The organism is Henriciella pelagia (genome assembly GCF_002088945.1).
GTDB classification, from domain to species: Bacteria; Pseudomonadota; Alphaproteobacteria; order Caulobacterales; family Hyphomonadaceae; genus Henriciella; species Henriciella pelagia.
Window position 1 is genome coordinate 108,234 of the sequence record NZ_NCSU01000011.1, and the last position, 23,770, is coordinate 132,003.

Sequence of the window (23,770 nt, forward strand, 5' to 3'; positions counted from 1 at the left end):
CAGGGCCTATGGCAAGCTGCTTGGCCCTATGCTTAAAACCCGCCAACAGATTTCAATGCGGAAATGAAAAATGACCGAACGTCCGACATATACGCTGACTGGTGAAACCGGCGACTGGGAACTCGTGATGGGCCTTGAAGTCCACGCACAGGTATCGTCGGAAGCAAAGCTATTTTCCGGCGCATCAACCGCTTTTGGTGCAGACCCGAACTGCAATGTGTCGCTGGTCGATGCGGCCATGCCTGGCATGCTGCCTGTCATCAATAGGAAATGTGTCGAACAGGCTGTCCGCACGGGCCTTGGCTTGAAGGCGAAGATCAACAAATGGTCACGCTTCGATCGCAAGAACTATTTCTATCCCGACCTGCCGCAAGGCTATCAGATCAGCCAGTTCGAATTCCCGATTGTCGGAGAAGGCGAGATCGAAGTTGACGTCGAGCCCGCTCATGGCGACCCGGCATACAGCTTCCCGGTCCGCATAGAACGTCTGCATCTTGAACAGGACGCCGGCAAGTCGATCCACGACATGGCGCCGGACGCAACTTATGTGGACCTCAACCGCTCGGGCGTCGCGCTGATGGAAATTGTCTCGAAACCGGATGTGCGAACGCCGCTCGAAGCGGCAGCCTATGTGAAGAAGCTCAAATCCATCGTGGTTGCGCTCGGCACGTGCGACGGCGACATGGAGAAAGGGAATCTGCGCGCCGACGTAAACGTCTCGGTCTGTCGTCGGGGCGCCTATGAAAAGTTTCGCGAGACCGGCGATTTCAGCCATCTTGGAACGCGATGCGAGATCAAGAACATGAACTCCTTCCGGTTCATCCAGCAGGCCATTGAATATGAAGCCCGTCGCCAGATCGAGATCATTGAAAGTGGCGGCACGGTTGATCAGGAGACTCGCCTCTTCGATCCGAACAAGGGCGAGACGCGGTCCATGCGGTCCAAGGAAGATGCGCACGACTATCGTTATTTCCCGGACCCGGATCTGCTGCCTCTCGAAATCACCGATCTCTTCATCGAAAATATTCGCGACAGCCTGCCGGAACTGCCAGACGAGAAACGCGCCCGTTTCGAGAAGGATTACGGTCTCTCACGCTATGATGCCGGTGTCCTGACAGCCGACGCAGAGCGCGCCGAATTCTTCGAAGCGGTGGCGCATGGCCGCGATGCAAAGCTCGCTGCGAACTGGGTTAGCCAGGAACTGTTCGGCTACCTCAACCGCGAAGACCTGGAACTTGCAGACAGCCCGGTTTCGGCGGTCGAACTCGGCGAACTCATCGACCTGATTTCCGATGGCACGATTTCCGGAAAGATTGCGAAAGATGTCTTTGCCCGGATGATTGACGGGGAAGGTGCTCCGGGCGCGATTGTCGAGAAGCATGGCCTGAAGCAGGTCACCGATACCGGTGCCATCGAGGCAATCGTCGACAAGATCATCGCCGAAAATCCAGAGCAGGCCGCATCCGTAAAGGAAAAACCTAAAGCGATGGGCTGGTTCGTCGGTCAGGTCATGAAGGAAAGCGGGGGCAAGGCCAATCCGCAGGCCGTCAACCAGATCCTGCGGCAGAAGCTCGGCCTGTAACCTGCCTTATTGCCCACAGCGGGTTGTCCTCGCAGAAGGCACGAGATCGAGGTCGCGGATGTCGCGCTGAATGCTGGCGCGCAGCAGGTCTGACATCGCTTCACCTGCTGGAATCCGCTCGATAAGCGCGTCCAGCACGAGACATTTGCAACAGACGTCCAGCATCTCCTGGCTCTGGATGGTCGCCAGATCGTAGATGCGATGTTTCAGGCTGGCCGCGAGCCCATTGGCGCGCGCTTCGACCATGGATGAGAGCACCTTGTCATCCAGCCTCTCCCTGAGTCGACCGGTCTTTTCTTGCAGGTGCAGGAAGTCTTCCAGCAGCACCAGCCAGTTGCGAGTGAAAGATGTAATCGGGCCGTCGGGGGCTGTCCGTAGAAGCTCCTGAGTGCTGCGCGATTCGCAGTCCAGAAGCTGCCGGCAGATAGCCTGTGCATCTTGGGTCATGGGAAGAACAACTTTTTGCCTGTGGGCCCATCTTATACCCGGGCCCAACAAGAGATTGTGTCACATGATCGTGCCTCAAACTGCCAAAAGTCGTTTAAGTTACTGCTAAAAGTCGGTTGGGGCGCTGCTATAGGTGCGCCGAGATCTTTGTAGCCAGAGCCTTAAGTTCATCCATGTCTGCAGGCGCGCCGCTTGCGTGGCGGCGCGTTTCAGATCCGTCAACCATAGGCAGGATGTGGAAGTGGAGGTGGTAAACGGTCTGGCCCGCAGGGGCACCATTGAACTGCATGACGCGCACGCCATCCGGCTGCAGCGCTTTCTCCACGGCCTGGGCTACGGTCTGGACGCGCTGCATGTACGGGCCGAGCTTGTCGGCAGGCATGTCCAGCAGGTTTCGCGCTTCCACATCTTTCGGAATGACGAGTGTGTGGCCCTCGACCTGGGGAAAAATGTCCATGAAGGCGAGGGCAACATCATCTTCGAAAACCTTCACGGCTGGCACCTCACCGCGCAGCATTTTTGCGAAGATATTGTCTGGGTCGTAAGCGGCATGGAGGGTCATGATGAGGTCCTTTATTCGTTTTTTCTAAACGGCGTTCGCCCGCGCAGAAAGTCGGATTCGCGATCCACCATGGCGCGCTCGCGGTCGAGATAGTCCTCGATAGCCTGCGAAAGCCCTTCATGCGCAATCCAGTGCGCAGAATAGGTGGTTTCGGGCACGTAGCCGCGTGCCAGCTTGTGGCCGCCCTGAGCGCCCGCCTCGACGGTTTGCAACCCGTGTTCAATCGCAAAATCAATTGCCTGATAATAGCAGGTCTCAAAGTGAAGCATCGGGCGCGGTGACGTGGTGCCCCAATATCGACCGAGCAGGCGGTCGCCGCCAATCATGTTCAGCGCGCCGGCAATCGGCACGCCGTCTTCTGTGGCGAAGATGAGCAGGATTTGCTCTGCGAGACGCTCCCCAAGCAGCGAAAACGTATCGCGATTAAGATAAGGCGATCCCCATTTGCGCGCGCCTGTGTCCATGTAGAACTCATAGAAGGCATCCCAATGCGCCTCTGTGATCTCATCGCCCGTCACATGCACGAATTCGAGCCCGTCCTGTGCTTTCGCGCGCTCCTTGCGAAGGTTTTTGCGTTTCGCCGATGAAAGCTCAGCCAGAAAATCGTCAAAGCTCTCATAGCCATGATTGTGCCAGTGAAATTGCTGGTCCGTCCGGATGAGCAGACCAGCGCGGTCGAGATTGGCCGCCTCTTCACGGGTCACGAAATTCACGTGCAGCGAGGAGATATCATTCTGGTCGGCAATCTGCGCCGCGGCGGAGATCAGCGTTCTTTCGATCATCGCCTGGTCTGGTCCGGGGCGGGCAAGCCTCCGCCTGCCTGAAACTGGCGTGAACGGAACCGCCGAGAGCAGCTTTGGATAATATCTCCCGCCAGCCCGTTCATAGGCGTCAGCCCAGCTATGATCAAAGACGAATTCGCCCTGCGAATGGCTCTTGAGATACAACGGCATGGCGCCCACCAGTCCGCTTCCCGCTGACTCGATGAGCAGGTGATGCGGCGCCCATCCTGTCGCTCGCGAGGCAGCTTCGCTCGCTTCAAGCGCTTCAAGGAATTCCCAGCTCACAAACGGATCGTAACTCATGCCCTGCGGATTCGCGATGGCATTCCAGTCTTGCGCGTTCACCTCACTGAGATTGTTGATCAAGCGGATCTGGAAGCGAGTCTCGTCCATGTGAACCAAGGTAGTATCGCTAGCCCTGCAGGGCAAAGGCCATGTCGAAACCTTCGAAGATTTGCGCCACCGGCAGTTTGCCGAGCTCCGACGACATGGCTGCGCTCGTCACAGTCCAGGTCGCAACGGGCAGGCCGTAATCTGTCGCAAGGATGGCGGCATCCTTTGCGTCTGTCACATGGCACGCGATGTAATCAGGCTTGAAGCCTGCCGACGAGCTGATCAGCGCAGGCAGCGTGATGTCATCGGACATGGTGGATGGCAGAATGAGCGCGCCTTTCATGATCGAGGATGGTACGGCCGATACGGCACGTCTCGAAAAGCTCATCAGCGCGGCAGGGCCCTTATAACTCGCCACCATATCCGCAACGATTGTTGCAAACCCCTCCGCGTCTGTCTCACCGTCGATCTTCAGCTCTATCAGGATGGGGGCATGGCTCGGCCACCGATCGAGCACTTGCTGCAGTTTCGGCAGCGTGCCGCCGCCCTTCAGGCGCAGCGCCGTGATCTCGCCAGCCGACCTCGCAGACACAAGTCCCGATTGGCTGGTCATCCGGTCGAGGAGCGGATCATGGAAGACGATCGGCGTCCCGCAGGCCGCGGGTCGAACATCAAGCTCACAGCCATATCCCTGATCGGCTGCCGCCAAAATGGCTTCAAGGCTGTTTTCGGGATGCGTATCGTTAGACCAGAGGCCGCGATGCGCATATGAATAGTCGAGAATGTTGAACCTTGAGGCCATGCCTCATCAGGAATCGATTTCGAAGACGCCGTCAATCTCAACAGCAACGCCGAGCGGCAGCGTTGGACACGCGACCGCCGAACGGGCATGGCGGCCATTCTCGCCAAACACTTCGACCATCAGGTCCGAGCAGCCATTTATGACCTGCGGTATATCCGTGAAAAGCGGGTGGCAGTTCACAAAGCCGCCCAGCTTCACCACTCGCTTGATTTTCGATAGTTCACCGACGGCTGCCTTGCATTGAGCGATCAGGTTGATGCCACAATACCGTGCGGCCTGCTGACCGGCTGGCAGGTCCATCGTTTCGCCGAGCCGGCCGGTGATTCGGCCATCTGGCGTGGCAGAGACCTGACCGGAAACAAACAACTGGTTTCCGCTAATTACGAAAGGCACGTAATTGGCGACTGCTTTCATGGCCGGCGGCAAGGTGATTCCGAGCTCGGAAAGGCGCTCTTCTGGTGTGCTCATGGCCGGGACGCTCCTAATGTGACTGTCGAGTGCAGTTCATAGACGTAGGTCAAACCCGGCGGCAAGCCACTGACAGCAAACTCATTTACGTCGTTGCTGTTCGAACCGCATGGCGCGGCCTGTCCGCACGGCTGCCTCGCCGAATTTGTCGCGGGCCTTGTCGACCGCGCGCTCGGCTGCGGCCCGCTTGGCAATTCCCGGATCGATCAGGTCGATCTGGTCGGCCCCGGCAGGATGAAGGTCGGAAATGCCGACGCCGATGAGCCTGTAGGACGTACCGCCCAGAGTTTCCTTGTCGAGAAGGGGGCGGGTTATCCGGAACAGGGTCCCGGCGAGCTGTGTCGCTTCCAACAGTGTCACGCTCCGAGTCAGGGACCGGAAGGTGTTGGTCTTCAGTTTGAGTGTCACGACATAACCAGCCACACCGTGCTTCTTGGCGCGGTTCGCGGTTTCCTCACAGACCGACCAGAGCCGGTCGGTCAGGACATCGCGCGAGGAAATATCCTCATTGAATGTGCGTTCTGCAGAAACCGACTTGCGTTCCCTGTCCGCCGAAACGGGGCGATGGTCGATGCCGTGCGCACGCTGCCAGAGGTGCTGCCCACTCTCGCCATATCGCCCGATCATGGATTTCTGATCGACAGACTGAACATCGGATATCAGCCGGAATCCGTCGCGGGCGAGCTTGGACGCAAAGGCCGGCCCTACACCGTGGATGGCGCTGACGGGCATCGGGCCGAGAACACTGGCGGCTTCAGCAGGATCGATCACCGCAAAGCCGCGCGGCTTGTCCATTTCGCTTGCCATCTTGGCTAGGAAGCGGTTTCCGGACAGGCCGATAGAAATCGTGATGCCGACATCGCGCTCGATCTCGCGCGCCAAGGCGGCAAGCTGCGAAGCGGGAGCGCGCCCGTGCAGGCGCATGGTGCCCGAAAGGTCAATATAGCCCTCGTCGATCGAAACCATTTGCACCAGCGGGGTCATGTCTTCCAGCTTCGCTCGTATCTGCCTCGACGCTTCCGAGTATTTCTGGCCGTTCGGCTTGATGACGACAGCATTCGGACAGGCCTTGAGGGCCTTGAACATGGGCATGGCCGAACGGACACCATCAAGCCGTGCGATATAGCAGCATGTCGCAACGACGCCGCGCTTGCCGCCGCCCACAATGACAGGCTTGTCTCGCAGATCGGGATTGTCGCGCTTCTCAATAGCTGCAAAAAAGGCATCGCAGTCGATATGGGCAACCGAGAGGGTGGGCAGCTGGGGGTGGAAAATAAGCCGGCTACTGCTGCATCGAGGGCATGCAAGCGCATGTCCCTCGTCAAGATGCGAGCAATCCCGGCAGAGGAAATACATGTTTGTTCATCTCATGTTCTCGTGTTTGGAGCAAGTTGTATTGCATGGGGCAAACAAAGATTAAGACTTGGCAGTCTACCTTTACCGGGTTCGAATCAGACGATTGATCAATTGGATTTGCTTTGATGGCCGCTGGCGCAAAGAAAACCGTGCTTGTCGTTGAAGACAATGAGCTGAACATGCGATTGTTCTGCGACCTTCTGGATGCCTACGGATTCGATACGCTTCAGTGCAAGGACGGCGCAAAGGCTGTCGAACTCGCACGTGAGAATCACCCCGACCTCATCATCATGGACATCCAGTTGCCGGAAGTGTCGGGTCTGGACATTACGCGTTGGATCAAGGACGACGAATCGACCCGCGACATTCCTGTCCTGGCCGTTACGGCATTCGCCATGCGCTCGGACGAACAGCGTGTGCGCGAAGCAGGCTGTGAAGGCTATCTCTCCAAACCGATCCAGATGCGGTCTTTTCTCTCAACCGTGGAAGAACTGACGGGCGGCAGGCAGGCAGCATGAGCGCACGGATCCTGGTCGTAGACGACATCCTGGCGAACCGCCGGCTGATGCAGGCAAAGCTTGAGGCCAAGTATTACACCGTGCTGCTGGCAGAAAACGGCGTGCAGGCCCTTCAAGTCGCCGAAACCGAGCAGCCTGAAATCATCCTGCTCGATGTCATGATGCCTGGGATGGATGGCTATGAAGTCTGCCGTCGCCTCAAGGGCAATCCCGCGACCAGCCACATTCCGATTGTAATGCTCACTGCGCTCAGTGAAGCGAGTGACCGCATTCGCGGGCTTGAAGCCGGCGCAGACGATTTTCTGACCAAGCCCGTCGATGATTTCGCCCTGATGGCGCGCATCGGCGCCCTGAACCGCTACAATGCGGTCGCGCTGGAGCTTCGCAAGCGTGAAGCTAGCGGGGTGAAGTCCGGTGCGCTCAGCGAAGACGAAAATGAAGCGCTCGAGCGCGGCGCGAACATCCTTGTTGTGGACACCAACCCGCGGACGATCCGGGAGATCCGCTACCCTCTTGAAGCGGCCGGACATTCGGTCCTCACCCTGGAGGAGGCTGAAGGTCGAAGCGCGCTGATGACGGACCCGCTTGATATCGTCCTGCTTGCACTCAGCGACCAGGCCTATGATCCGCTGCGCTTGTGCGCGCATTTTCGCACAACAGGATCGACGCGCAGCGTCTCCATCATCGTAATGGCACATGATCGCGACCGGGAAATTGTGGCGAAAGCCCTCGACCTTGGCGCGACTGATGTCATCAGCACGCCGGTCATTCCCGAAGAGCTGATCGCCCGTGTGGCAACGCAGACCCGCCGCGCCCGCTATGTCGAGATTTTGCGCCAGCGTGTCGACAAGGGACTGGAACTGTCAGTCGTCGATCAGCTTACGGGATTGTACAATCGTCGGTACATGAACAACCAGATGGCGCTCTGGTTGCGCCGCTCCGCGCAGGGGGGATCTCCCATGTCGGTGGTCTCCGCAGATATCGATCACTTCAAGGCAGTGAACGACATGTATGGTCACGAAGCCGGCGACCGTGTGCTGCAGGAATTTGCAAATCGTATCATGGTCAATGTGCGTCCGAAGGACATTGTCTGCCGACCGGGCGGCGAGGAGTTCCTGGTCATCATGCCGGAAACGTCGGGCGACCTGGCCTGCACAGCAGCCGAGCGCATCCGGCGGGCAATCGCTGCCGAGCCGTTCGAGATCGATTCGGCTTCCGGCAAGGAAATCGACATCACGGTGAGTGCGGGTGTTGCCACCTATACTGGCGATGACGATACCGCTGCCGACATGCTGAAGCGGGCCGACAAGGCGCTTTATGTTGCCAAGTCGGCGGGACGCAATCAGGTAAAGAGCGTCGCGGCCTAGAGCCGTCTAACCCAGTTTCTTCTTGTAAGCGGTGGTTACGACAAAAACTGCGCACGGCGCTTCCCGGATCATGTCTGCGCTTTCAGACCCTTCCAGCAATCTCTGCCACCATTTCTTCTGGTGAGATCCGATTACGATGAGGTCCGCACCAATCTTTTTGGCGTAGCTTGCCGCATCCTGCGATGGATTGCCGTCAAGAATGGCGACGGTGGCCTTGATGGCCCGGGTATCCGCAAGTTCGTTCATCGCTTCCAGCCGACGCTCTTCGTCCATCGCATGTGCCTGGGCATCCGCTTCGATAGCCCCCGCCGCATAGGGGGACTCAAAGGTGGTAATGTACGGATTGGAATCAATCGCGTGCAGTTCACCGGACGCTGACGTCATCTTCGAGGCAATATCGAGAACCAGACCGGCGAGATCGTCATCCACATCGATAACAGCGACAACCTTGTTGAATTCAAGAGCCATGACATCCTCCTTGGATATACAGAGAATAACATGCCGGACGGGGTTTTGCTCCATCCGTAGATTTGCGTAGTTCGTGGCATAGAAAAAGCCGGACGCGAAACGTCCGGCTTCTTGAAGTCTCTATCAAAGGCGGATCTTACTTGATCTTGCCTTCCTTGAATTCGACATGCTTCTTCGCGACCGGGTCGTATTTGCGCATCACCAGCTTCTCTGTGATGTTGCGCGGGTTCTTCTTCGTGACATAGAAAAAGCCAGTCCCGGCGGTCGAGTTCAGGCGAATCTTGATTGTGGTCGGCTTGGCCATGACGGTTGCTCTTTGCGGGTGTTCTTGGAATTCGAAGGGCGCTTAATGGAGGCCAGGACCCTTAAAGTCAAGCGCCACAACACACCCGGCTGTTTCTATATGCGCTCACGCGAGTGTCCGCTGGGTGTCCAGCGAAGGAAAGGAGGCCGCACAGCGTCGACATCGCCCTGATTCAGCCGCTCGCCAATTTCGCCGATCATGAACCGGGTCACATTAGGCAGGTCGAGTGCCATGGCATCATCCAGCGTCACCCATTGCAGGTCGTGCAGCTCCGCGCCGTCAACGGGCGGGCGCTCATCGATGAGGACGTCCTCGGCTTCGGCCATGAAGAATCTCGCGTCAAACCGTTTCGGGCGGTAAGGCGGCGTAATGGCACGGCCGATGAAAGTCAGGCCTTTCAAGCAAGGCGCAGCGCCAAGCGATGCGTATTTTGCCCAGTCGTGTGCTGGCCTGCCGGGAAACGCGCTCGCGCGGCCGACAATCAGCCCGGTTTCTTCAAAGGTTTCGCGGATCGCCGTCAGACCAAAGGCGCGGGGCTTGCGCCGGGTTTTGTGAAGCAGCTTCTTCTCGACGGGACGGCGAAATTCCGAAAGGCTCGGGACTCGTCCGTCCGCCGTGTCGACGCGTCCGCCCGGAAACACATACTTGTCCGGCATGAAGGTGTGCCTGCCAGAGCGCTTTCCCATGAGCAGCCTCGGCTGGGCCTGGTCGCGCCGGACCAGGATCAGCGTCGCAGCATCTTTCGGTCGAGGTGTCGGGCGATCCTTCTGTATGATGTCGCCATCATCTTCCTTGTCGTACGCGCTGCCAAGTTTGACGGTCATCCGCGTTTGCCTCCCTTTTTGCGCCTCTTGTGACGAGGCTTGGAAGACATGCTGCCACGGCTCTTGCCGCGTGGGCCAGTCCTGCCGCCGCGAGAGCCTGGCGTTTTCTGTCCGGGTTTGCGGGGGCGGGGCAGAGACAGGACCTCCAGGAGGAGGCCACCCTGCAGGGGTGTCACCTCTTCCAGCGACACCCGGACAATCTGGCCCATTTCGTAGCGTTTGCCGCTGCCACGTGCGATCAGCGCCATGGAGCCTTCATCATGGACCCAGTACTCGTCTGACAGCTTGGAGATGGGGGCAAATCCATCCGCTCCGGTCCCCGCCATGCGGATGAAGAGACCGGCCGGTGTCACACCGGTGATCCGCCCTTCGAATTCGGCGCCAACCTTGTCCGACAGATAGAGCGCGAGATAGCGGTCTGTCGCCTCTCGTTCGGCCGCCATGGACCGGCGTTCAGTGTCAACGAGATGGCTGGCAAGATCGTGGAGCGACGCCGCCATCTCCTTCGTCAGCCCGTCTTCGCCGAGCTTCAGGGAACTGATCAGGGCGCGGTGCACCACCAGGTCGCTATATCGGCGAATGGGTGAGGTGAAGTGCGCATATTTGGCAAGGTTCAGGCCGAAATGTCCGTTATTTTCCGGATGGTAGACCGCTTGCGCCTGAGAGCGGAGAATGACTTCCGAGATCACATCGGCATGATCGGTTTCGCGCGTTTCCGACAGCAGGCGATTGAACCGACCTGTCTGGGGGCGTTCACCGAGTGGCCACTTCATATCCAGCGTCTGCAGGAAATCGGCAAGCGCGGCGAGCTTGGCGTCGCTCGGCTGGTCGTGAACTCGGTAGAGCAGGGGGGCACCTTGTGCCTCCAGCGTTTCAGCAGCCGCTACATTCGCCTGGATCATGAACTCTTCGATCAGCCTGTGCGCGTCGAATCGCTCCTTGGTCGTGATTGCAGAGACATTGCCGTCCTCCCCAATCTCGACGCGCCGTTCCGGTAGATCCAGTTCGAGCGGTGCGCGATGCTCGCGGGCCTGTCCGAGCGCCTCGTAGGCACCCCATAGCGGCTTCAGGACCGGTTCGAGAAACGCGTCGCCCTTGCCCCCGGTCTTGCCGTCGATGGCCGCCTGCGCCTCTTCGTAGGAAAGTTTGGCAGCCGAGCGCATCGTGCCGCGGATAAAGCGATGCTTCCGCTTTGTGCCCGACTCGTCGAAGATCATTTCGACCGCCATGCAGGGGCGGTCCTCCAGTTCGCGCAGCGAACAGGCATCGGCGGACAGCTCAAAGGGCAGCATCGGAACGACGCGGTCTGGAAAATAGGTGGAGTTGCCGCGTTTCTGCGCTTCACGGTCGAGCGCCGTGCCCGGGCGGACATAGGCGGCGACATCGGCGATCGCGACAATGACCTTCCAGCCATCGTCCAGTTTTTCGGCATAGACCGCATCATCGTGGTCGCGCGCATCATGCGGGTCAATCGTGATCAGTGGAATACCGGTAAGATCCTCGCGCCGGCATGACAGCGGCTTGATGGTCTTGACCTCGTTCAGCACATCCTTGGGAAACTCGACCGGGATGTTGTGCGCGTGGATCGCCAGCAGTGACGCTGCTCGCGGGTCATCCATACGCCCGAGAACCTCAGTGACCACACCGAAGGCCGGTCCAGCGGGCTTTCCCGGCTTCGGCAGGGCCGTGACAAGATCACCGTCTTCAGCGCCATTGCGGTCGCTTTCGGAAATCAGAAGAGAGCGCTTGTCCTTGCGGTTGGCCGGGACAATACGTCCACCTTTCGGGGTGCGCTCGAAACGGCCTGTCATCGGCGTCTCTTCATCACCCTTTTCGAAGAGCTTGATAAGTTTTGCTCGGTACTCACCGCCGGTTTCGTCCACCTTGGCCAGACCGCGATCACCGACCCCCGGTGCCGGGCCGCGCGACTTACCCTGATAGCCCGCATAATGGATCGCCGGGCCGAAGGCCCCGTCGCGGCCCACCGCGCGGGCAATCAGGTCGCCATGCTCGTCAATGCTTTCGAAGACAATGACGCCCGTCGGCGGCGGTGTATCCGCCTTCGCCCATGCGCGCTTGCCAGTCCGCTCCAGCACGCCTTCCGATTCCAGCTCTCTCAGGATTGCACGCAAAGTCTGGCGCTCGCGGCCCTTCACCTTCAGGCCGCGCGCAATCTCCTGCTTGGTGGTGAGCGAGGGATTTTTGGTAATAAAGTCGAGAACAGTCTCGCGATCAGGAAAACTCATACCCGGCATATAAGAGATTCTGAGCCCGATTGCTCGGACTCATTCAGATACACCCTTCCAGCGAGGCTAGATCATCGTCCCAAACACGATGCCGAGGCCGAAAATCGCCGCGACTGTCGAAATAATGAGCACCCAGCGCATTCCGAAGCCGGTTTCGCCCTGACGCGCCTCTTCTGTGTTCAGCTTTGCCTCAGACATGTCTGTCTCCTTTCGATCGAATTCATTCAGTTCAGTAACGTGCAGGACACGAACTGGTTCAGCTTCTCCAAAAGGAAAGGGCAGTCAGTCATCCTCCAGGCCGAGGCGCATTTCCGTCAGATAGGGCTGGAATCCCTGTTTTTCGTAAGCGCGAAGCGCTGGATCATTCCCCGGATAGACAGTGAGCCGGATTTCCGTCAGTCCTTGATCTCTCGCCCAGCCAGTCAGCGCTTCGACGATCAGCCGGTTCAATCCCTTGCCGCGATGGTCAGGCGCGACAAACATGAAGCCCAGAAATGCGTGCCAGTCTGGCGATGTATAGTGCCTTGACCGCCGCTTCTTCGCATAACCCGAAGCAACCAGTTCGCCGTCGATCTCTGCGACCATGACAATCGCGTCCGGAGCATCGATCATTTCGCCGATGTTGTAATAGCTTATGGGGTCAGGCTTGAGCAGGGCATCGTAGGGCCGCTCAGCACTGATGATGCCCTGTTCGAAGCGGAGCAGGGTCGGCAAGTCATCTCGGGTAGCGGGGCGGATGATAACAGGCACGGGTTATTCATGCCTGCTCGGTTGCCCGCCTGTCGACCTATTCCTTGGCCTTGGCCGTCGATTTTTTCTTGGCTGGGGCCTTCTTCTTGGCCGGTGCCTTTTTCTTCTTTGCCGGCTTCTTGGCCTTGGCGTCGATCAGTTCGATCGCCTGCTCAAGCGTCACCGTATCCGGTGTCACCTCCTTGGGCAGGGTCGCATTGGTCTTCCCATGCTTCACATAAGGCCCGTAGCGCCCTTCGTAGACATGGATCGGCGCATCATCACCGGGGTGCTTGCCAAGCTCTTTCAGCGGCTCGACCTTGGCGCGCCCACCGCCCCGGCTTGCATTCTTGTCGGCGATCAGGGTGACGGCGCGGTTCAGGCCGATATCGAACAGCTCTTCGATATCCTTCACGTTCGCAAACGTGCGAAGGTGCTGCACATAAGGGCCGTAGCGTCCGAGATTGGCAAGGATGGGCTCTCCATCTTCCGGGTGCTTGCCGACTTCACGCGGCAGCGAGAGAAGCTTCACGCCCTTGTCGAGGTTCATCTCCTGAGGCTGCCATCCCTTGGGCAGGCTGGTGCGCTTAGGTTTGTCGTCGGTCTCCATCTCGACATAGGGGCCAAACCGCCCGGTCTTCAACAGGACGGGCTGTCCAGTCTCCGGATGGATGCCAAGCTCTTCGCCGTCCGGATTGATTGCGCCATCCTGTTCAGCATCAGCAGAGAAGGGGCGGGTAAACTTGCAGTCCGGATAGCGCGAGCAGCCCACAAAGGCCCCGTGCCGTCCAAGCTTTAGTGAAAGCTCGCCTTCCTTGCACAGCGGACACTCTCGCGGGTTTTCCTTCGGGTTGCCATTCTCGTCCTTTGACGGAAAGACATACGGTCCCAGCGCAATGTTCAGCGCGTCCAGGACGTCAGAAACCCGCAGCTCCTTGGTTTCGTCGATGGATGCCTGGAACTGTTTCCAGAAGTCGCGAAGAAAGGCTTTCCAGTCGAGCTTGCCGTCTGAGATGACGTCGAGCTGTTCTTCAAGTTCGGCCGTGAAGTCATACTCGACATATCGGGCAAAGAAGTTTTCCAGAAAGGCCGTGACCAGCCGTCCCTTGTCTTCCGGAATCAGCTGCTTTTTCTCGAGACGCACGTAGTCCCGGTCTTCGAGCGTCGAGAGGGTTGAGGCATAGGTCGAAGGTCGGCCGATGCCGAGCTCTTCGAGGCGCTTGACCAGCGACGCCTCTGTGTAGCGCGGCGGCGGCTGGGTGAAATGCTGCTCGGACTTTGCCTCCTTGAGGTCGGCATGTTCGCCTTCCTTCATTTTCGGCAGGCGTCCTTCAGCGTCCTCATCATCCTCGCCGTCATCGCGGCCCTCAGTGTAGAGCTTGATGAAGCCGTCAAAGACCACGACCTGACCGGTCGCGCGCAACGTGGCACGCTTGTCCTTGGACAGGAAGTCAAGCGTCGTGCGTTCAAATTCTGCTGCTTCCATCTGTGACGCTACGGCCCGGCGCCAGATCAGCGTATAGAGCTTCTTCAGGTCGCCATCGCCGCGATAGGCTTCAGGGCGAATGCTGAAATCGGTCGGGCGGACGGCCTCGTGCGCCTCCTGGGCATTCTTGGCCTTGGAGGAGTAGCGCCGCGCCTTCTCCGGCAGGTAGCGGGCGCCATAGTCAGTCTCGATCTGACGACGGGCTGCACCATAGGCTTCCTCTGCCATGTTGATGCCGTCGGTCCGCATATAGGTGATGCGGCCTTCTTCGTAGAGCTTCTGCGCAGCCTGCATGGTCCGCTTGGCCGAAAAGCCAAGCTTGCGCGAGGCTTCCTGCTGCAGGGTGGACGTGATGAAGGGCGGCGGCGGGTTGCGACGGACCGGTTTGGATTCAACCGATGCAACCGAGAAACCGCCAACCTTCACAGCATTGAGCGCGTCGGTTGCAGACTTTTCGTCTGGCAGGTCGAACTTCTTCAGCGTCTTGCCGTCCAGCGCATAGAGCCGCGCCTTGAAGTCCGAACCATCCTTGGAACGAAGATCGGCCTCGATGGTCCAGTATTCCTGTGGCTGGAAGGTTTCGATCTCCAGCTCTCGCTGACAGATGATGCGCAGCGCAACCGACTGCACACGGCCAGCAGACCGGGAGCCGGGCAGCTTGCGCCAGAGAACCGGCGACAGGTTGAAGCCGACCAGATAGTCGAGTGCCCGACGGGCGAGATAGGCATCGACCAGCTCCTGGTCGATCTCGCGCGGCTTTTCCATCGCCGTCGTGACCGCATTCTTGGTGATCGCGTTGAACACCACGCGCTCGATCGGAATACCTTTCAGCGCGCGGCGCTTTTCCAGCGCTTCGAGGAGGTGCCAGCTGATCGCTTCGCCTTCGCGATCAGGGTCGGTTGCAAGAATGAGTTTTTCCGCGTTCTTTGTCGCTTCGGCAATTTCGCGTATGCGCCCAGCCGACTTGCTGTCAGCCTGCCAGACCATTTCAAAGTCGTTTTCCGGATCGACAGAGCCATCCTTGGAAGGTAGGTCGCGGACATGCCCGTAGGAGGCGAGCACTTTGTAGTCGCTTCCGAGATACTTGTTGATCGTCTTTGCCTTGGCCGGCGACTCAACAACAACAACTTTCATATGGGGCTCCTCCAGAGAGCGCCGGAACTTGGTGGTGACGCTGACAACTGTCAACCCGTGCTTGCGTCAGCCATCCTCGCGATAGGCAATGACGGTAAGGCTGGCGAACAGGGCAAACAGGGCAGGGGACCATGCTGCAATAACGGGTGGCAATGCGCCTGTCGCGCCGAGGCTGGACGAGAACTGCATGATGAAAAACACCCCCATCGCCGACAGCGCGCCGATCGCCACAAGCTGGCTTGTGCCGCCCAGCCGCGACAGCCTCAGGCAGACGATGGCACCAATCAGCGCCATGGATGTGTAGAAGACGGGGATAGCCGTCAGGCTGAAGAAACGGACGCGGAAGCGCGACGTATCGAGACCGGCCTTCCCGGTCTGCTGGATGAACCCGGGCAGGCGCCAGAAACCGATCGTGCTTGGTGACACAAAACGGTCCAGCAGAGTATCGGGATCAAGGTCGGTAGGAATGGCGAGGCTGGGCAGCCGCTCGGGCGGCGACCCTGGAATATTCTCCACAATGTTTTCGATCTGCCAGAAGCCATCGATGATGCGGGCCCGTTCGGCATCAATCCGGCGGACGAAGTTGAAACGCTGGGTGGGGCGGCCATCGACGAAGACCCGGCCTTCCTCCAGCAGTTTCACATTCTCGAAGACCTGGCCCGTACTGTCGACGGACTCTGCATGGATCACGATCTGCGTATTCCCGTCGCCTTGCCGCAGCCAGACATCCGTGCGGCTGGAATCAGGCTGCACGCCGCCGGACATCAGGATCGCGTTTCGCGTTTCCTCGAACTGGTTTGAAAGGCGCGAGCCAAGCGGGTTCAGCACGCCGACCGCAAACAGACCAAGCAGGACAGACATCACAATGAGCGGCTGCAGGAACTGCCAGGCCGACATGCCCGTCGCGCGAATGACCGACAGTTCCGAGCGTTTGTTGAGCCGGCTGAATGCCATCATCGCCGCGACAAGGATCGCGAATGGCAGGGTCTCCTCGATCAGTCCGGGAAGCTTCATCGCAGAAAGCTGCACGGCCTGCATTGGAGACAGGTCGACGTCTCCGCCCACCGTGCGCAGCTGCTCGACAACATCGACCAGCAGGATGGTCACGACAAAAATCGTGATCACCAGGGCGAGGCTGGTCACGCACTGCATGAAGATGTAGCGCTGGATCCGGTTGAGCATCAGCGCGTGACCCCCTGGACCCTGTGGGCGGGCTTCAGCCGCCATTTGAAGAAGATCATCGCCAGAACCAGCAAGGTCCCGAGCGGAACGAGCCACTGTCCGAAATTGACCATCACATTGTCAGCACTCGCCGACTGGATGGTAAGCTGGACCATGACGAGGCCGATCGCGCCGGTCGTCGCGAACACGATCCGGCGGTTATACCCGCGTCGATTGAAATCACCGCCCAGCACAGCCATGATCGCGATCAGCGCCATGGTGATACTGACAAGCGGGGTCGTCAGCCTGGCATGCGCCTCAGCGACAAATTTGTCGGCGTCCTGAATCTGCTGGTAATTGGTGCGGTCAATATTGACGAGTTCGTGCAGGTAGCGGTCCGACGCCTTCAGCACAACGGCGCCGCGGTCTTCCATGAAGGGGGTAAGATCGAAGGTTGACTGGTCGAAATCGAGGATGCTGAGCGCCCCATTGGAATCAGTCTGGTGGATCTGGCCTTCCCACATCACGATGCTTGGCGAACCGTCAACTTCGACGAAACGGCCGCGCTGGGCGAGATAGTCCCGCGCATCCTGGCGATTGTCCGAAATCAGCACGCCGATAAGGTCACCGCCGCGTGATTCGCGGGCGAACACGGTGAGATCATCACCGGCCTTGGTGAACTGTCCGGGCCGGACGAGAGATGTGGCGAGATCGGCGCGCGCTTCGGTGACCGTTTCGCGCAGGGCGCGTTGCGCGGTCGGCTGGACCCAGAGATTGACCGCAAGCAGGGCGAGCGCAGCAAGGACTGCAAGCCGGATGATCGGCGATGCGATCTGCCATCGCGTCATGCCAGCGGCGCCGGCCACAACGATTTCATTATCCCGGTGGAGCTTGTTCAGCGACCAGATGGTTGCGACGAAAATGGCGAGTGGCGTCAGCAAAGCGATGATCTGCGGAGAGCCAAGCGCCACGACATAGAAGAAGGTCAGCGCCGATTGCCGGTTCTCGATGATCAAATCGGTCTGCGACAAGCCCTGCGCCAGAATGGCAAGCAGGGTCAGGCCGCCGACAATTACGACAACAGAGCGGAACACTTGCTTGAAGAGATAGCTCTGGATGCGATTCATGGGCGAGTCAGGTGCTATTTTTTGCTCTGCGCCTTGCCTAGCGAGTTGATTGGCGCGCGTCGATGTTTAGTTTCGGCAACAAACGGAGTTTATTCATGAAAATTGCTTTCGCAGAACAAGTCGATGCAGACATCGCTGCTTTTGTTGTCGACGAGAATGGAACGCTGCCTGCAGCAGCCAGATCACTGGACGAGGTCAGTGATGGCCTGCTGACCGAAGCGCTTGAACAGGAGCGCTTCACGGGCAAGCTTGGCCAGCAGGCTTATGTCGTCTTGTCGAAATCCGCCCCTTCGCGCCGTGCCGTCCTGATTGGCGGTGGCAAGCCCAAGGAACGCGATGCCCGGGCACAGGAAAAGATCGGCGCACTTCTGGTGAAGACCCAGGCCAATAGCGGCTTCAAGTCACTGGCGCTTCATGTGGATGATATCGATACAGCGACACACGCTGCGCAGGGCGCAGAGCTTGCTGCCTACCGCTTCGACGACTATTTCACCAAGCTCAAAGCGGAGGACAAGCCCAGCCTCAAGACGTTCACGGTCGTTGTGCCTGACGCCAAAGCGGCTAAGACAGCATACGCGCCGCTCGCAGCCGCAGCAGCCGGCACGGCGCTCGCCCGCACCCTGGTAAACCTTCCGCCGAACGACCTCTATCCGGAATCCTATGCCAACCGCATCAAGGCGCTGGAGAAGGAAGGTCTCGAAGTTCAGATTCTCGGCGAAGCCGAAATGGAGAAGCTGGGGATGGGCTCACTGCTCGGTGTCGGCCAGGGCAGTGTCAAGGAATCCAAGCTCGCCATTATGAAGTGGAATGGCGGCAAGTCCGGCGATGCGCCCGTCGCGCTGGTTGGCAAGGGCGTCTGCTTTGACACCGGCGGCATCTCCATTAAGCCCGGACCAGGCATGGAAGACATGCGCGGCGACATGGGCGGCTCTGCAGCAGTGGTCGGCACGATGCTGTCGCTCGCCAAGCGGAAGGCAAAGGCGAACGTCGTCGGTCTCGTCGGTCTCGTCGAGAATATGCCCGACGGAAATGCCATTCGTCCCGGCGATATCCTGAAATCGGCCTCCGGTCAGACTATCGAAGTCCAGAACACCGACGCTGAAGGCCGTCTCGTGCTCGCTGATGTGCTCTGGTACGCGCAGGAATTCTACAAGCCAGAGGCGATTGTTGATCTCGCGACCCTGACCGGCGCGATCGTCATCTCCCTCGGCCATTACCATGCAGGTCTTTTCACCGATGATGATGGCATGGCGGAAGGCTTGACCAAGGCAGGCCTCGAAACCGGCGAGCGCGTATGGCGATTGCCGCTCGGCCCGGAATACGACAAGCTTCTCAAGTCGAAATTCGCCGACATGCGGAATATTGGCGGACGCCCAGCCGGCTCGATCACGGCCGCGCAATTCCTCAAGCGCTTTATCCGCGACGGTCAGAAGTGGACCCACCTCGACATCGCAGGCGTCGCCTGGGTCGAAGGCGAGAAGTCGCCGCTTGATCCAAGCTGGGCGTCCGGCTACGGCCCGCGCCTCCTCGATCGCTGGATTGCGGACAATTACGAGGCTTAGGATTGAGCGAGACCGGCAAGCCTGAATGGTGGTTCTACCATCTCAAGCGCACCACGCTTGAGCAAGCGGCTGGTCCATTGCTTGAGAAATGCCTGGAAAGGGGCTGGCGCGTCCTCGCCGTCAGCCCCGATATCCGTCGCCGAGGCGCGCTCGATCAGGCGCTCTGGAAATATGACGACCAGAGTTTCCTGCCGCACGGCCAGGCGGAAGCAGCAGGTCTCGATCCGGCACGCCAACCCATTCTGATCGCCGAAAAGAGCGACAATCTCAACGAAGCCGCTGTCGCCCTCTTGATGGATGGCGCGGATATGGCGATACATGCTCCTTATGAGCGGTGCATGGTGATGTTTGATGATGGCGACATGCCTGTGCGCAACAAGGCGCGTCAGCTCTACAAGTCCGCTTCGGATGCCGGCCTTACGACCCGATACTTCCAGCAGACCGAGCAGGGCGGCTGGAAAGAAGCGGGCTAGGAGTTCGGTTTCCCACCTGCCGGCTTCGACAGCAAAAGCACCGCAAGTGATACGAGGGTAATGATACCGAGCGTGCCGAGGATTTCGCGGCCATAATCAGGCAATGTACCCGTCCACAGCCAGATGACGGCATAGACCGCCGAAATCATCAGGGCGAGGGCGATCATCAGCCGCAATATTCCGGTCATGCTGGTTTCCTTTCGAATCCGTGCCGTGAACCATTTAGCCTAGCCGATGCGCGTCTTCGTGTCAGCCAGCTGTTGCCCCCGGCGCGCGGTCCAGCTATAGGCCGCGCCAAGCATTTCACCTGATAAACAAGGAGCCGTTCATGGCTATCCAGCGTACATTTTCCATCATCAAGCCGGACGCGACCGAGCGCAATCTGACCGGCGCCGTCAACGCGGTGATCGAGAAGGCCGGACTGCGCATTATTGGCCAGCGCCGCATCAAGATGACGCGCGAGCAGGCCGAACGCTTTTACGACGTTCACAAGGAACGTCCGTTCTTTGGCGAACTCGTCGACTTCATGACCTCAGGCCCCGTGGTTGTTCAGGTCCTCGAAGGTGAGAACGCCGTCAAAGCCTATCGCGATGTCATGGGCGCCACCAACCCGACCGAAGCGGCAGACGGCACCATTCGCAAGCTCTTTGCAAAATCGATCGGCGAAAACTCCGTCCACGGCTCCGACAGCGAAGAGAATGCAGCGATCGAGATCGCGCAATTCTTCAGCCTGGCCGACATTGTCGGCTAAGCTTGTCAAAAACGATTGAAAAAAGGCCCTGTCGCTTGCGGCGGGGCTTTTTTGTATAGGTAAACCTGCATTAACCGATGCGGGCCAGAGTCCGAGGTGAATTCCCTGCAGGTCTTAGAGAATGCAACGCCTCATCTATACGAGTTCGGCGCGATACAACCTCAAGCCGTCGCACATCAACGATATCCTGGGGCACGCGCGAGCAAACAATCGCAATGTCGGCATAACCGGCCTGCTCGTCTTTCATGAAGGGGTGTTCCTTCAGGTTCTCGAAGGTGAGCACAGCACGCTGACGCAGCTTTATGCTCGTATCCGTCGTGACTGGCGCCACACTGATTGCAAGGCCCTGCTGGCTGAACCCGTTGCAGCACGCATGTTTCCGGACTGGACCATGGCCTATCGTCCTGGAGAGGCCCTTGAAGCCATGCAGACGCGACTCCTCGGCGACATCATGTCGGTGGTGGGTAGCTGCAAGTCCGGTGAGTTCGAAGACCATCCCATGCTGAATGTCTATCTGCGTGCGTTTGTCACCAGCGTCAGGATGCGGGACGCCGCGTGATCTGCCGGCAGGCTTCAGCAAGTGCGTCCGGATAGAGCTTGTGTTCTTCGATCAGAACGCGCTCCGCCAGCGATTCCGCTGTATCGTCCTTCAGGACAGGAACCCGCGCCTGCGCGATCACGTCCCCCTCGTCGACACCTTCGGTGACCCAATGCACCGAACATCCGGCTTCTTCATCACCGGCCGCGATGGCGCGTGCATGCGTATCGAGCCCCGGATATTTCGGCAGGAGGGATGGATGAATATTGATGAGCCGGCCCGACCAACGGCCCACAAACCACGGCGTCAGGACCCGCATGAAGCCGGCCAGCGCAATAATCTCGATGCCGCGCTCCTGCAGGGCTCTGTCCATGGCGCGCTCGAAGCTTTCGCGATCTTCGAAGTCGCGGTGCGGAATGGCAAGCGCTTCGACGTCGGCCCGTCGTGCCGTATCAAGTCCCGCTGCCGACGTTTTGTTCGACAGGACCAGTCTGGCTTCGGCCGGGTAACCGGGCTCAGACGCTGCTTCCAGCAACCGCTCCATATTGGTGCCGCGCCCGGAAATCAGGATGGCAAGCCGCAACCGGCTCACTTCTCGGAAACCTCGCCAATGATCACAGGTCTCTCGCCAAGGTCGGAAAGCTCGCTCACAATCTCATCAACATCTTGCGGGGCGACAGCAAAGACGAGCCCGATACCCATATTGAAAGTCCGGTGCATTTCGTCCTCATCAACCCGGCCTTCCGACTGAAGCCAGTGGAACACGTCCGGCGCTGTCCAACTCGAGCGGTCGAATCGGGGCGTCAGATGGTCGGGTAGCATACGGGGCACGTTCTCAGTGAGACCGCCGCCCGTAATGTGCGCGAGGCCCTTGATCCTGCCCCCCTTGATGAGAGGCAGGGCAGCCTTCGAGTAGAGCCGGGTCGGCGTCAGAAGCGCCTCGCCCAATGTTCCCGCTCCGAAAGGCGACGCCGCGTCCCATTTCAGGCCTGTGCGCTCCACAATGCGGCGTATCAGCGAATAGCCATTCGAGTGCGGTCCGGAGGAGGCGATACCGATGAGGACATCGCCGGCCTTCATGTCGCCCATGCGTGGCACGATATCGGAACGCTCGACCGCGCCGACCACGAACCCGGCCAGATCATAATGGCCTGGCGGATACATGCCGGGCATCTCGGCCGTCTCGCCGCCAACCAGCGCGCAGCCGGCCTGCTTACACCCCTCCGCAATGCCGGAAATCACCGCCTCAGCGATGCCTCCCTCCAGCTTTCCGCAGGCGAAATAGTCGAGAAAGAAGAGCGGCTCAGCTCCCTGCGCCAACACGTCATTCGCGCACATGGCGACGAGGTCGATGCCGACAGTGTTATGAATGCCTGTATCGAAGGCCAGCATGAGCTTTGTGCCGACGCCATCTGTTCCCGAGACGAGGACCGGATCGGACCAGCCATCCTTCTTCAGGTCGAACAGGGCACCGAACCCGCCGAGCCCACCCATCACGCCAGCGCGCCTGGTCGCCTTGGCGAGGGGAGAGATGGCGTCGACGAGGCGTTCGCCTGCCTCAATATCGACACCGGCATCCTTATAAGAAAGCGGAGTATTGTCTTTGGTCGTCATGGATGAGCGCGTTAGCATGAGCGTCCTGCTTCTGCCAGTCACAACAAGCGGTTCCAGAGACCGGGTTGGCCTGCTAGGAAGGACCGGGTGCGGATTCGAGAAAGGCATGCAGATGATTCGAGTGTTGATTGTGAGCCTGACCGTCCTGTTTGGCCTTGCAAGCGCTGCACATGCGCAGATCCGCGAAGTCTATACGATCCGTGACATCCCGGTCGACGAAACCGCCGCATCTGTCATCGAGGCTCAGCAACGTGCCTTCACCTCCGCACGCATCATGGGGGCCTACCGCCTGATCGACCGCCTGACGCTGCCACAGGACCGCGCAGGCAAGATCACACCAGGCATGATCGATGCTGAAACAGCAAATCGCCTTGCGGCTGCCGTGGACGTCGAGGAAGAGACACGCGGCGGCGGACGATATGTCGGCAAGATCGCAGTGGTCTACAATCCGGTCATGGTTCGTACCTTCCTCGAAGAGCGCTCCATCCCGTATGTGGACAGTTCTGCCCCGCGCGCCGTCGTATTCCCAGTGTCTGACCAGGTTGACAGTTTCGCCTGGGCTTCCGCATGGCCCGAACAGTCGCAGGGTAGACTCGCACCGTTCACCGTGTCGCGCTCCAGCGCCATATCGGCCGATGCGGGCTGGTTCGCGATGCGCCCTGAAGTGGAAGCCTCAGACGCCCGCCGCGCCATTAAGGCGATCCTGAGAGGCAACATGGGTGCCTTCCGCGTGGATCTCGTCTCCGTCACGGCCGCGGGCGAAATTGAACTTGGTTCAACCGGCTCCGCGCCGACTCTCGAAGAGGCCGCCATCGCAGCTGCTGAAACGTTGGACGCGATCTGGAAGGATCAGTCGATCATCCGGACGACGACACGGACGCCGGCTCGTTCCACAGTCTTCTTCACCTCTCTCGTCGAATGGAACACGCTTCGCACTGCACTTGCGCGTTCCCCGCTGATATTCGATTTCGCGGTGGAAGGTCTTTCAAAGGAAGGGGCTGTCGTGAAGTTTGTTTATGCCGGTGATGAACAGAGGCTTGTCAGCAATCTTCGCGAACGCGGGATAACCCTTGACCCGGATATGATGGGCTGGGTTATGACGTCGGCAGTCTCCCAGTATTCTGACGCCGAGTGAA

Annotated in this window: 26 protein-coding genes; 8 read left to right on the forward strand and 18 right to left on the reverse strand. The window is 59.2% G+C overall.

From position 1 onward, the window contains the following. The first annotated feature begins 70 nt into the window (after positions 1 to 70). Positions 71 to 1,582, forward strand: coding sequence for an Asp-tRNA(Asn)/Glu-tRNA(Gln) amidotransferase subunit GatB (gene gatB / locus B8746_RS09995; protein WP_084393550.1), 1,512 nt, complete (start codon positions 71 to 73; stop codon positions 1,580 to 1,582). Between the two features lie 6 nt (positions 1,583 to 1,588). Here the strand turns inward: gatB and B8746_RS10000 are convergent, their stop codons facing one another. The 6 genes from B8746_RS10000 to B8746_RS10025 all read right to left on the reverse strand — a co-directional run bounded on the left by B8746_RS10000 (position 1,589) and on the right by B8746_RS10025 (position 6,332). Beyond that, positions 1,589 to 2,029: a hypothetical protein gene (locus B8746_RS10000; protein WP_084393551.1), complete on the reverse strand. Its 441-nt coding sequence runs from the start codon at positions 2,027 to 2,029 to the stop codon at positions 1,589 to 1,591. A gap of 127 nt (positions 2,030 to 2,156) precedes the next feature. Further along, entirely contained in the window at positions 2,157 to 2,591 is a 435-nt protein-coding gene (locus tag B8746_RS10005) for an HIT family protein (RefSeq protein WP_084393552.1), read from the reverse strand. A gap of 11 nt (positions 2,592 to 2,602) precedes the next feature. Then, complete coding sequence (locus B8746_RS10010) at positions 2,603 to 3,766, reverse strand: GNAT family N-acetyltransferase (RefSeq protein ID WP_084393553.1); 1,164 nt, start codon at positions 3,764 to 3,766, stop codon at positions 2,603 to 2,605. A gap of 19 nt (positions 3,767 to 3,785) precedes the next feature. Beyond that, positions 3,786 to 4,508 carry a glycerophosphodiester phosphodiesterase family protein gene (locus B8746_RS10015; protein ID WP_084393554.1) on the reverse strand — a complete coding sequence of 241 codons (723 nt, stop codon included), beginning with the start codon at positions 4,506 to 4,508 and terminating at the stop codon, positions 3,786 to 3,788. A gap of 6 nt (positions 4,509 to 4,514) precedes the next feature. Beyond that, positions 4,515 to 4,976, reverse strand: a complete 462-nt coding sequence (locus tag B8746_RS10020; protein ID WP_084393555.1) for a RidA family protein — start codon at positions 4,974 to 4,976, stop codon at positions 4,515 to 4,517. An 81-nt stretch (positions 4,977 to 5,057) separates the two neighbouring features. Continuing rightward, on the reverse strand, positions 5,058 to 6,332 hold the full coding sequence (locus B8746_RS10025; RefSeq protein WP_084393556.1) for a DNA polymerase IV: 1,275 nt from the start codon (positions 6,330 to 6,332) through the stop codon (positions 5,058 to 5,060). Positions 6,333 to 6,457: 125 nt separating this feature from the next. Here B8746_RS10025 and B8746_RS10030 point away from each other — a divergent pair, with 125 nt between their 5' ends. Next, entirely contained in the window at positions 6,458 to 6,850 is a 393-nt protein-coding gene (locus B8746_RS10030) for a response regulator (protein WP_084393557.1), read from the forward strand. After that, the gene (locus tag B8746_RS10035) at positions 6,847 to 8,217 is read left to right on the forward strand and encodes a PleD family two-component system response regulator (RefSeq protein ID WP_084393558.1); all 1,371 of its coding nucleotides are present in this window, start codon (positions 6,847 to 6,849) and stop codon (positions 8,215 to 8,217) included. Before B8746_RS10030 ends, B8746_RS10035 begins: the two co-directional genes overlap by 4 nt. Before the next feature lie 6 nt (positions 8,218 to 8,223). Here B8746_RS10035 and B8746_RS10040 read toward each other — a convergent pair whose 3' ends face one another. The 9 genes from B8746_RS10040 to B8746_RS10075 all read right to left on the reverse strand — a co-directional run bounded on the left by B8746_RS10040 (position 8,224) and on the right by B8746_RS10075 (position 17,696). Next, on the reverse strand, positions 8,224 to 8,685 hold the full coding sequence (locus B8746_RS10040) for a universal stress protein (RefSeq protein ID WP_158084596.1): 462 nt from the start codon (positions 8,683 to 8,685) through the stop codon (positions 8,224 to 8,226). Between the two features lie 136 nt (positions 8,686 to 8,821). Further along, a complete protein-coding gene (rpmG, locus tag B8746_RS10045; protein WP_018146988.1) occupies positions 8,822 to 8,989 on the reverse strand; it encodes a 50S ribosomal protein L33 in 168 nt (55 codons plus the stop codon). Between the two features lie 95 nt (positions 8,990 to 9,084). Further along, entirely contained in the window at positions 9,085 to 9,813 is a 729-nt protein-coding gene (locus B8746_RS10050; protein WP_084393560.1) for an NUDIX hydrolase, read from the reverse strand. Beyond that, entirely contained in the window at positions 9,810 to 12,059 is a 2,250-nt protein-coding gene (gene rnr, locus B8746_RS10055) for a ribonuclease R (protein ID WP_084394197.1), read from the reverse strand. Before rnr ends, B8746_RS10050 begins: the two co-directional genes overlap by 4 nt. A gap of 66 nt (positions 12,060 to 12,125) precedes the next feature. Next, complete coding sequence (locus tag B8746_RS17525; RefSeq protein ID WP_267905912.1) at positions 12,126 to 12,257, reverse strand: hypothetical protein; 132 nt, start codon at positions 12,255 to 12,257, stop codon at positions 12,126 to 12,128. An 84-nt stretch (positions 12,258 to 12,341) separates the two neighbouring features. Continuing rightward, the gene (locus tag B8746_RS10060) at positions 12,342 to 12,809 is read right to left on the reverse strand and encodes a GNAT family N-acetyltransferase (RefSeq protein ID WP_084393561.1); all 468 of its coding nucleotides are present in this window, start codon (positions 12,807 to 12,809) and stop codon (positions 12,342 to 12,344) included. 37 nt (positions 12,810 to 12,846) lie between these two features. Continuing rightward, positions 12,847 to 15,408, reverse strand: a complete 2,562-nt coding sequence (topA, locus tag B8746_RS10065; protein ID WP_084393562.1) for a type I DNA topoisomerase — start codon at positions 15,406 to 15,408, stop codon at positions 12,847 to 12,849. Between the two features lie 66 nt (positions 15,409 to 15,474). Beyond that, on the reverse strand, positions 15,475 to 16,590 hold the full coding sequence (lptG, locus tag B8746_RS10070) for an LPS export ABC transporter permease LptG (RefSeq protein WP_233124151.1): 1,116 nt from the start codon (positions 16,588 to 16,590) through the stop codon (positions 15,475 to 15,477). Continuing rightward, on the reverse strand, positions 16,590 to 17,696 hold the full coding sequence (locus tag B8746_RS10075) for an LptF/LptG family permease (RefSeq protein ID WP_084393563.1): 1,107 nt from the start codon (positions 17,694 to 17,696) through the stop codon (positions 16,590 to 16,592). Before B8746_RS10075 ends, lptG begins: the two co-directional genes overlap by 1 nt. A 95-nt stretch (positions 17,697 to 17,791) precedes the next feature. Here B8746_RS10075 and B8746_RS10080 point away from each other — a divergent pair, with 95 nt between their 5' ends. After that, positions 17,792 to 19,258, forward strand: coding sequence for a leucyl aminopeptidase (locus B8746_RS10080; protein WP_084393564.1), 1,467 nt, complete (start codon positions 17,792 to 17,794; stop codon positions 19,256 to 19,258). A gap of 2 nt (positions 19,259 to 19,260) precedes the next feature. Continuing rightward, complete coding sequence (locus B8746_RS10085) at positions 19,261 to 19,731, forward strand: DNA polymerase III subunit chi (protein ID WP_084393565.1); 471 nt, start codon at positions 19,261 to 19,263, stop codon at positions 19,729 to 19,731. On the opposite strand, the gene B8746_RS10090 is transcribed toward B8746_RS10085, so the two are convergent. After that, positions 19,728 to 19,919, reverse strand: coding sequence for a hypothetical protein (locus B8746_RS10090; protein WP_084393566.1), 192 nt, complete (start codon positions 19,917 to 19,919; stop codon positions 19,728 to 19,730). The two genes, B8746_RS10085 and B8746_RS10090, sit on opposite strands and share 4 nt — an antisense overlap. Positions 19,920 to 20,059: 140 nt before the next feature. On the opposite strand from B8746_RS10090, the gene ndk reads away from it, so the two are divergent. Both ndk and B8746_RS10100 read left to right on the forward strand, forming a co-directional pair. Then, entirely contained in the window at positions 20,060 to 20,482 is a 423-nt protein-coding gene (gene ndk / locus B8746_RS10095) for a nucleoside-diphosphate kinase (protein ID WP_084393567.1), read from the forward strand. A 121-nt stretch (positions 20,483 to 20,603) separates the two neighbouring features. After that, a complete protein-coding gene (locus B8746_RS10100) occupies positions 20,604 to 21,041 on the forward strand; it encodes a BLUF domain-containing protein (protein ID WP_084393568.1) in 438 nt (145 codons plus the stop codon). Here B8746_RS10100 and purN read toward each other — a convergent pair. After that, entirely contained in the window at positions 21,019 to 21,612 is a 594-nt protein-coding gene (gene purN / locus B8746_RS10105; protein ID WP_084393569.1) for a phosphoribosylglycinamide formyltransferase, read from the reverse strand. The two genes, B8746_RS10100 and purN, sit on opposite strands and share 23 nt — an antisense overlap. Then, positions 21,609 to 22,634: a phosphoribosylformylglycinamidine cyclo-ligase gene (purM, locus tag B8746_RS10110; RefSeq protein WP_084393570.1), complete on the reverse strand. Its 1,026-nt coding sequence runs from the start codon at positions 22,632 to 22,634 to the stop codon at positions 21,609 to 21,611. Before purM ends, purN begins: the two co-directional genes overlap by 4 nt. Positions 22,635 to 22,740: 106 nt before the next feature. Here purM and B8746_RS10115 point away from each other — a divergent pair, with 106 nt between their 5' ends. Then, complete coding sequence (locus B8746_RS10115; protein ID WP_084393571.1) at positions 22,741 to 23,769, forward strand: hypothetical protein; 1,029 nt, start codon at positions 22,741 to 22,743, stop codon at positions 23,767 to 23,769. Position 23,770: the final 1 nt, after the last annotated feature.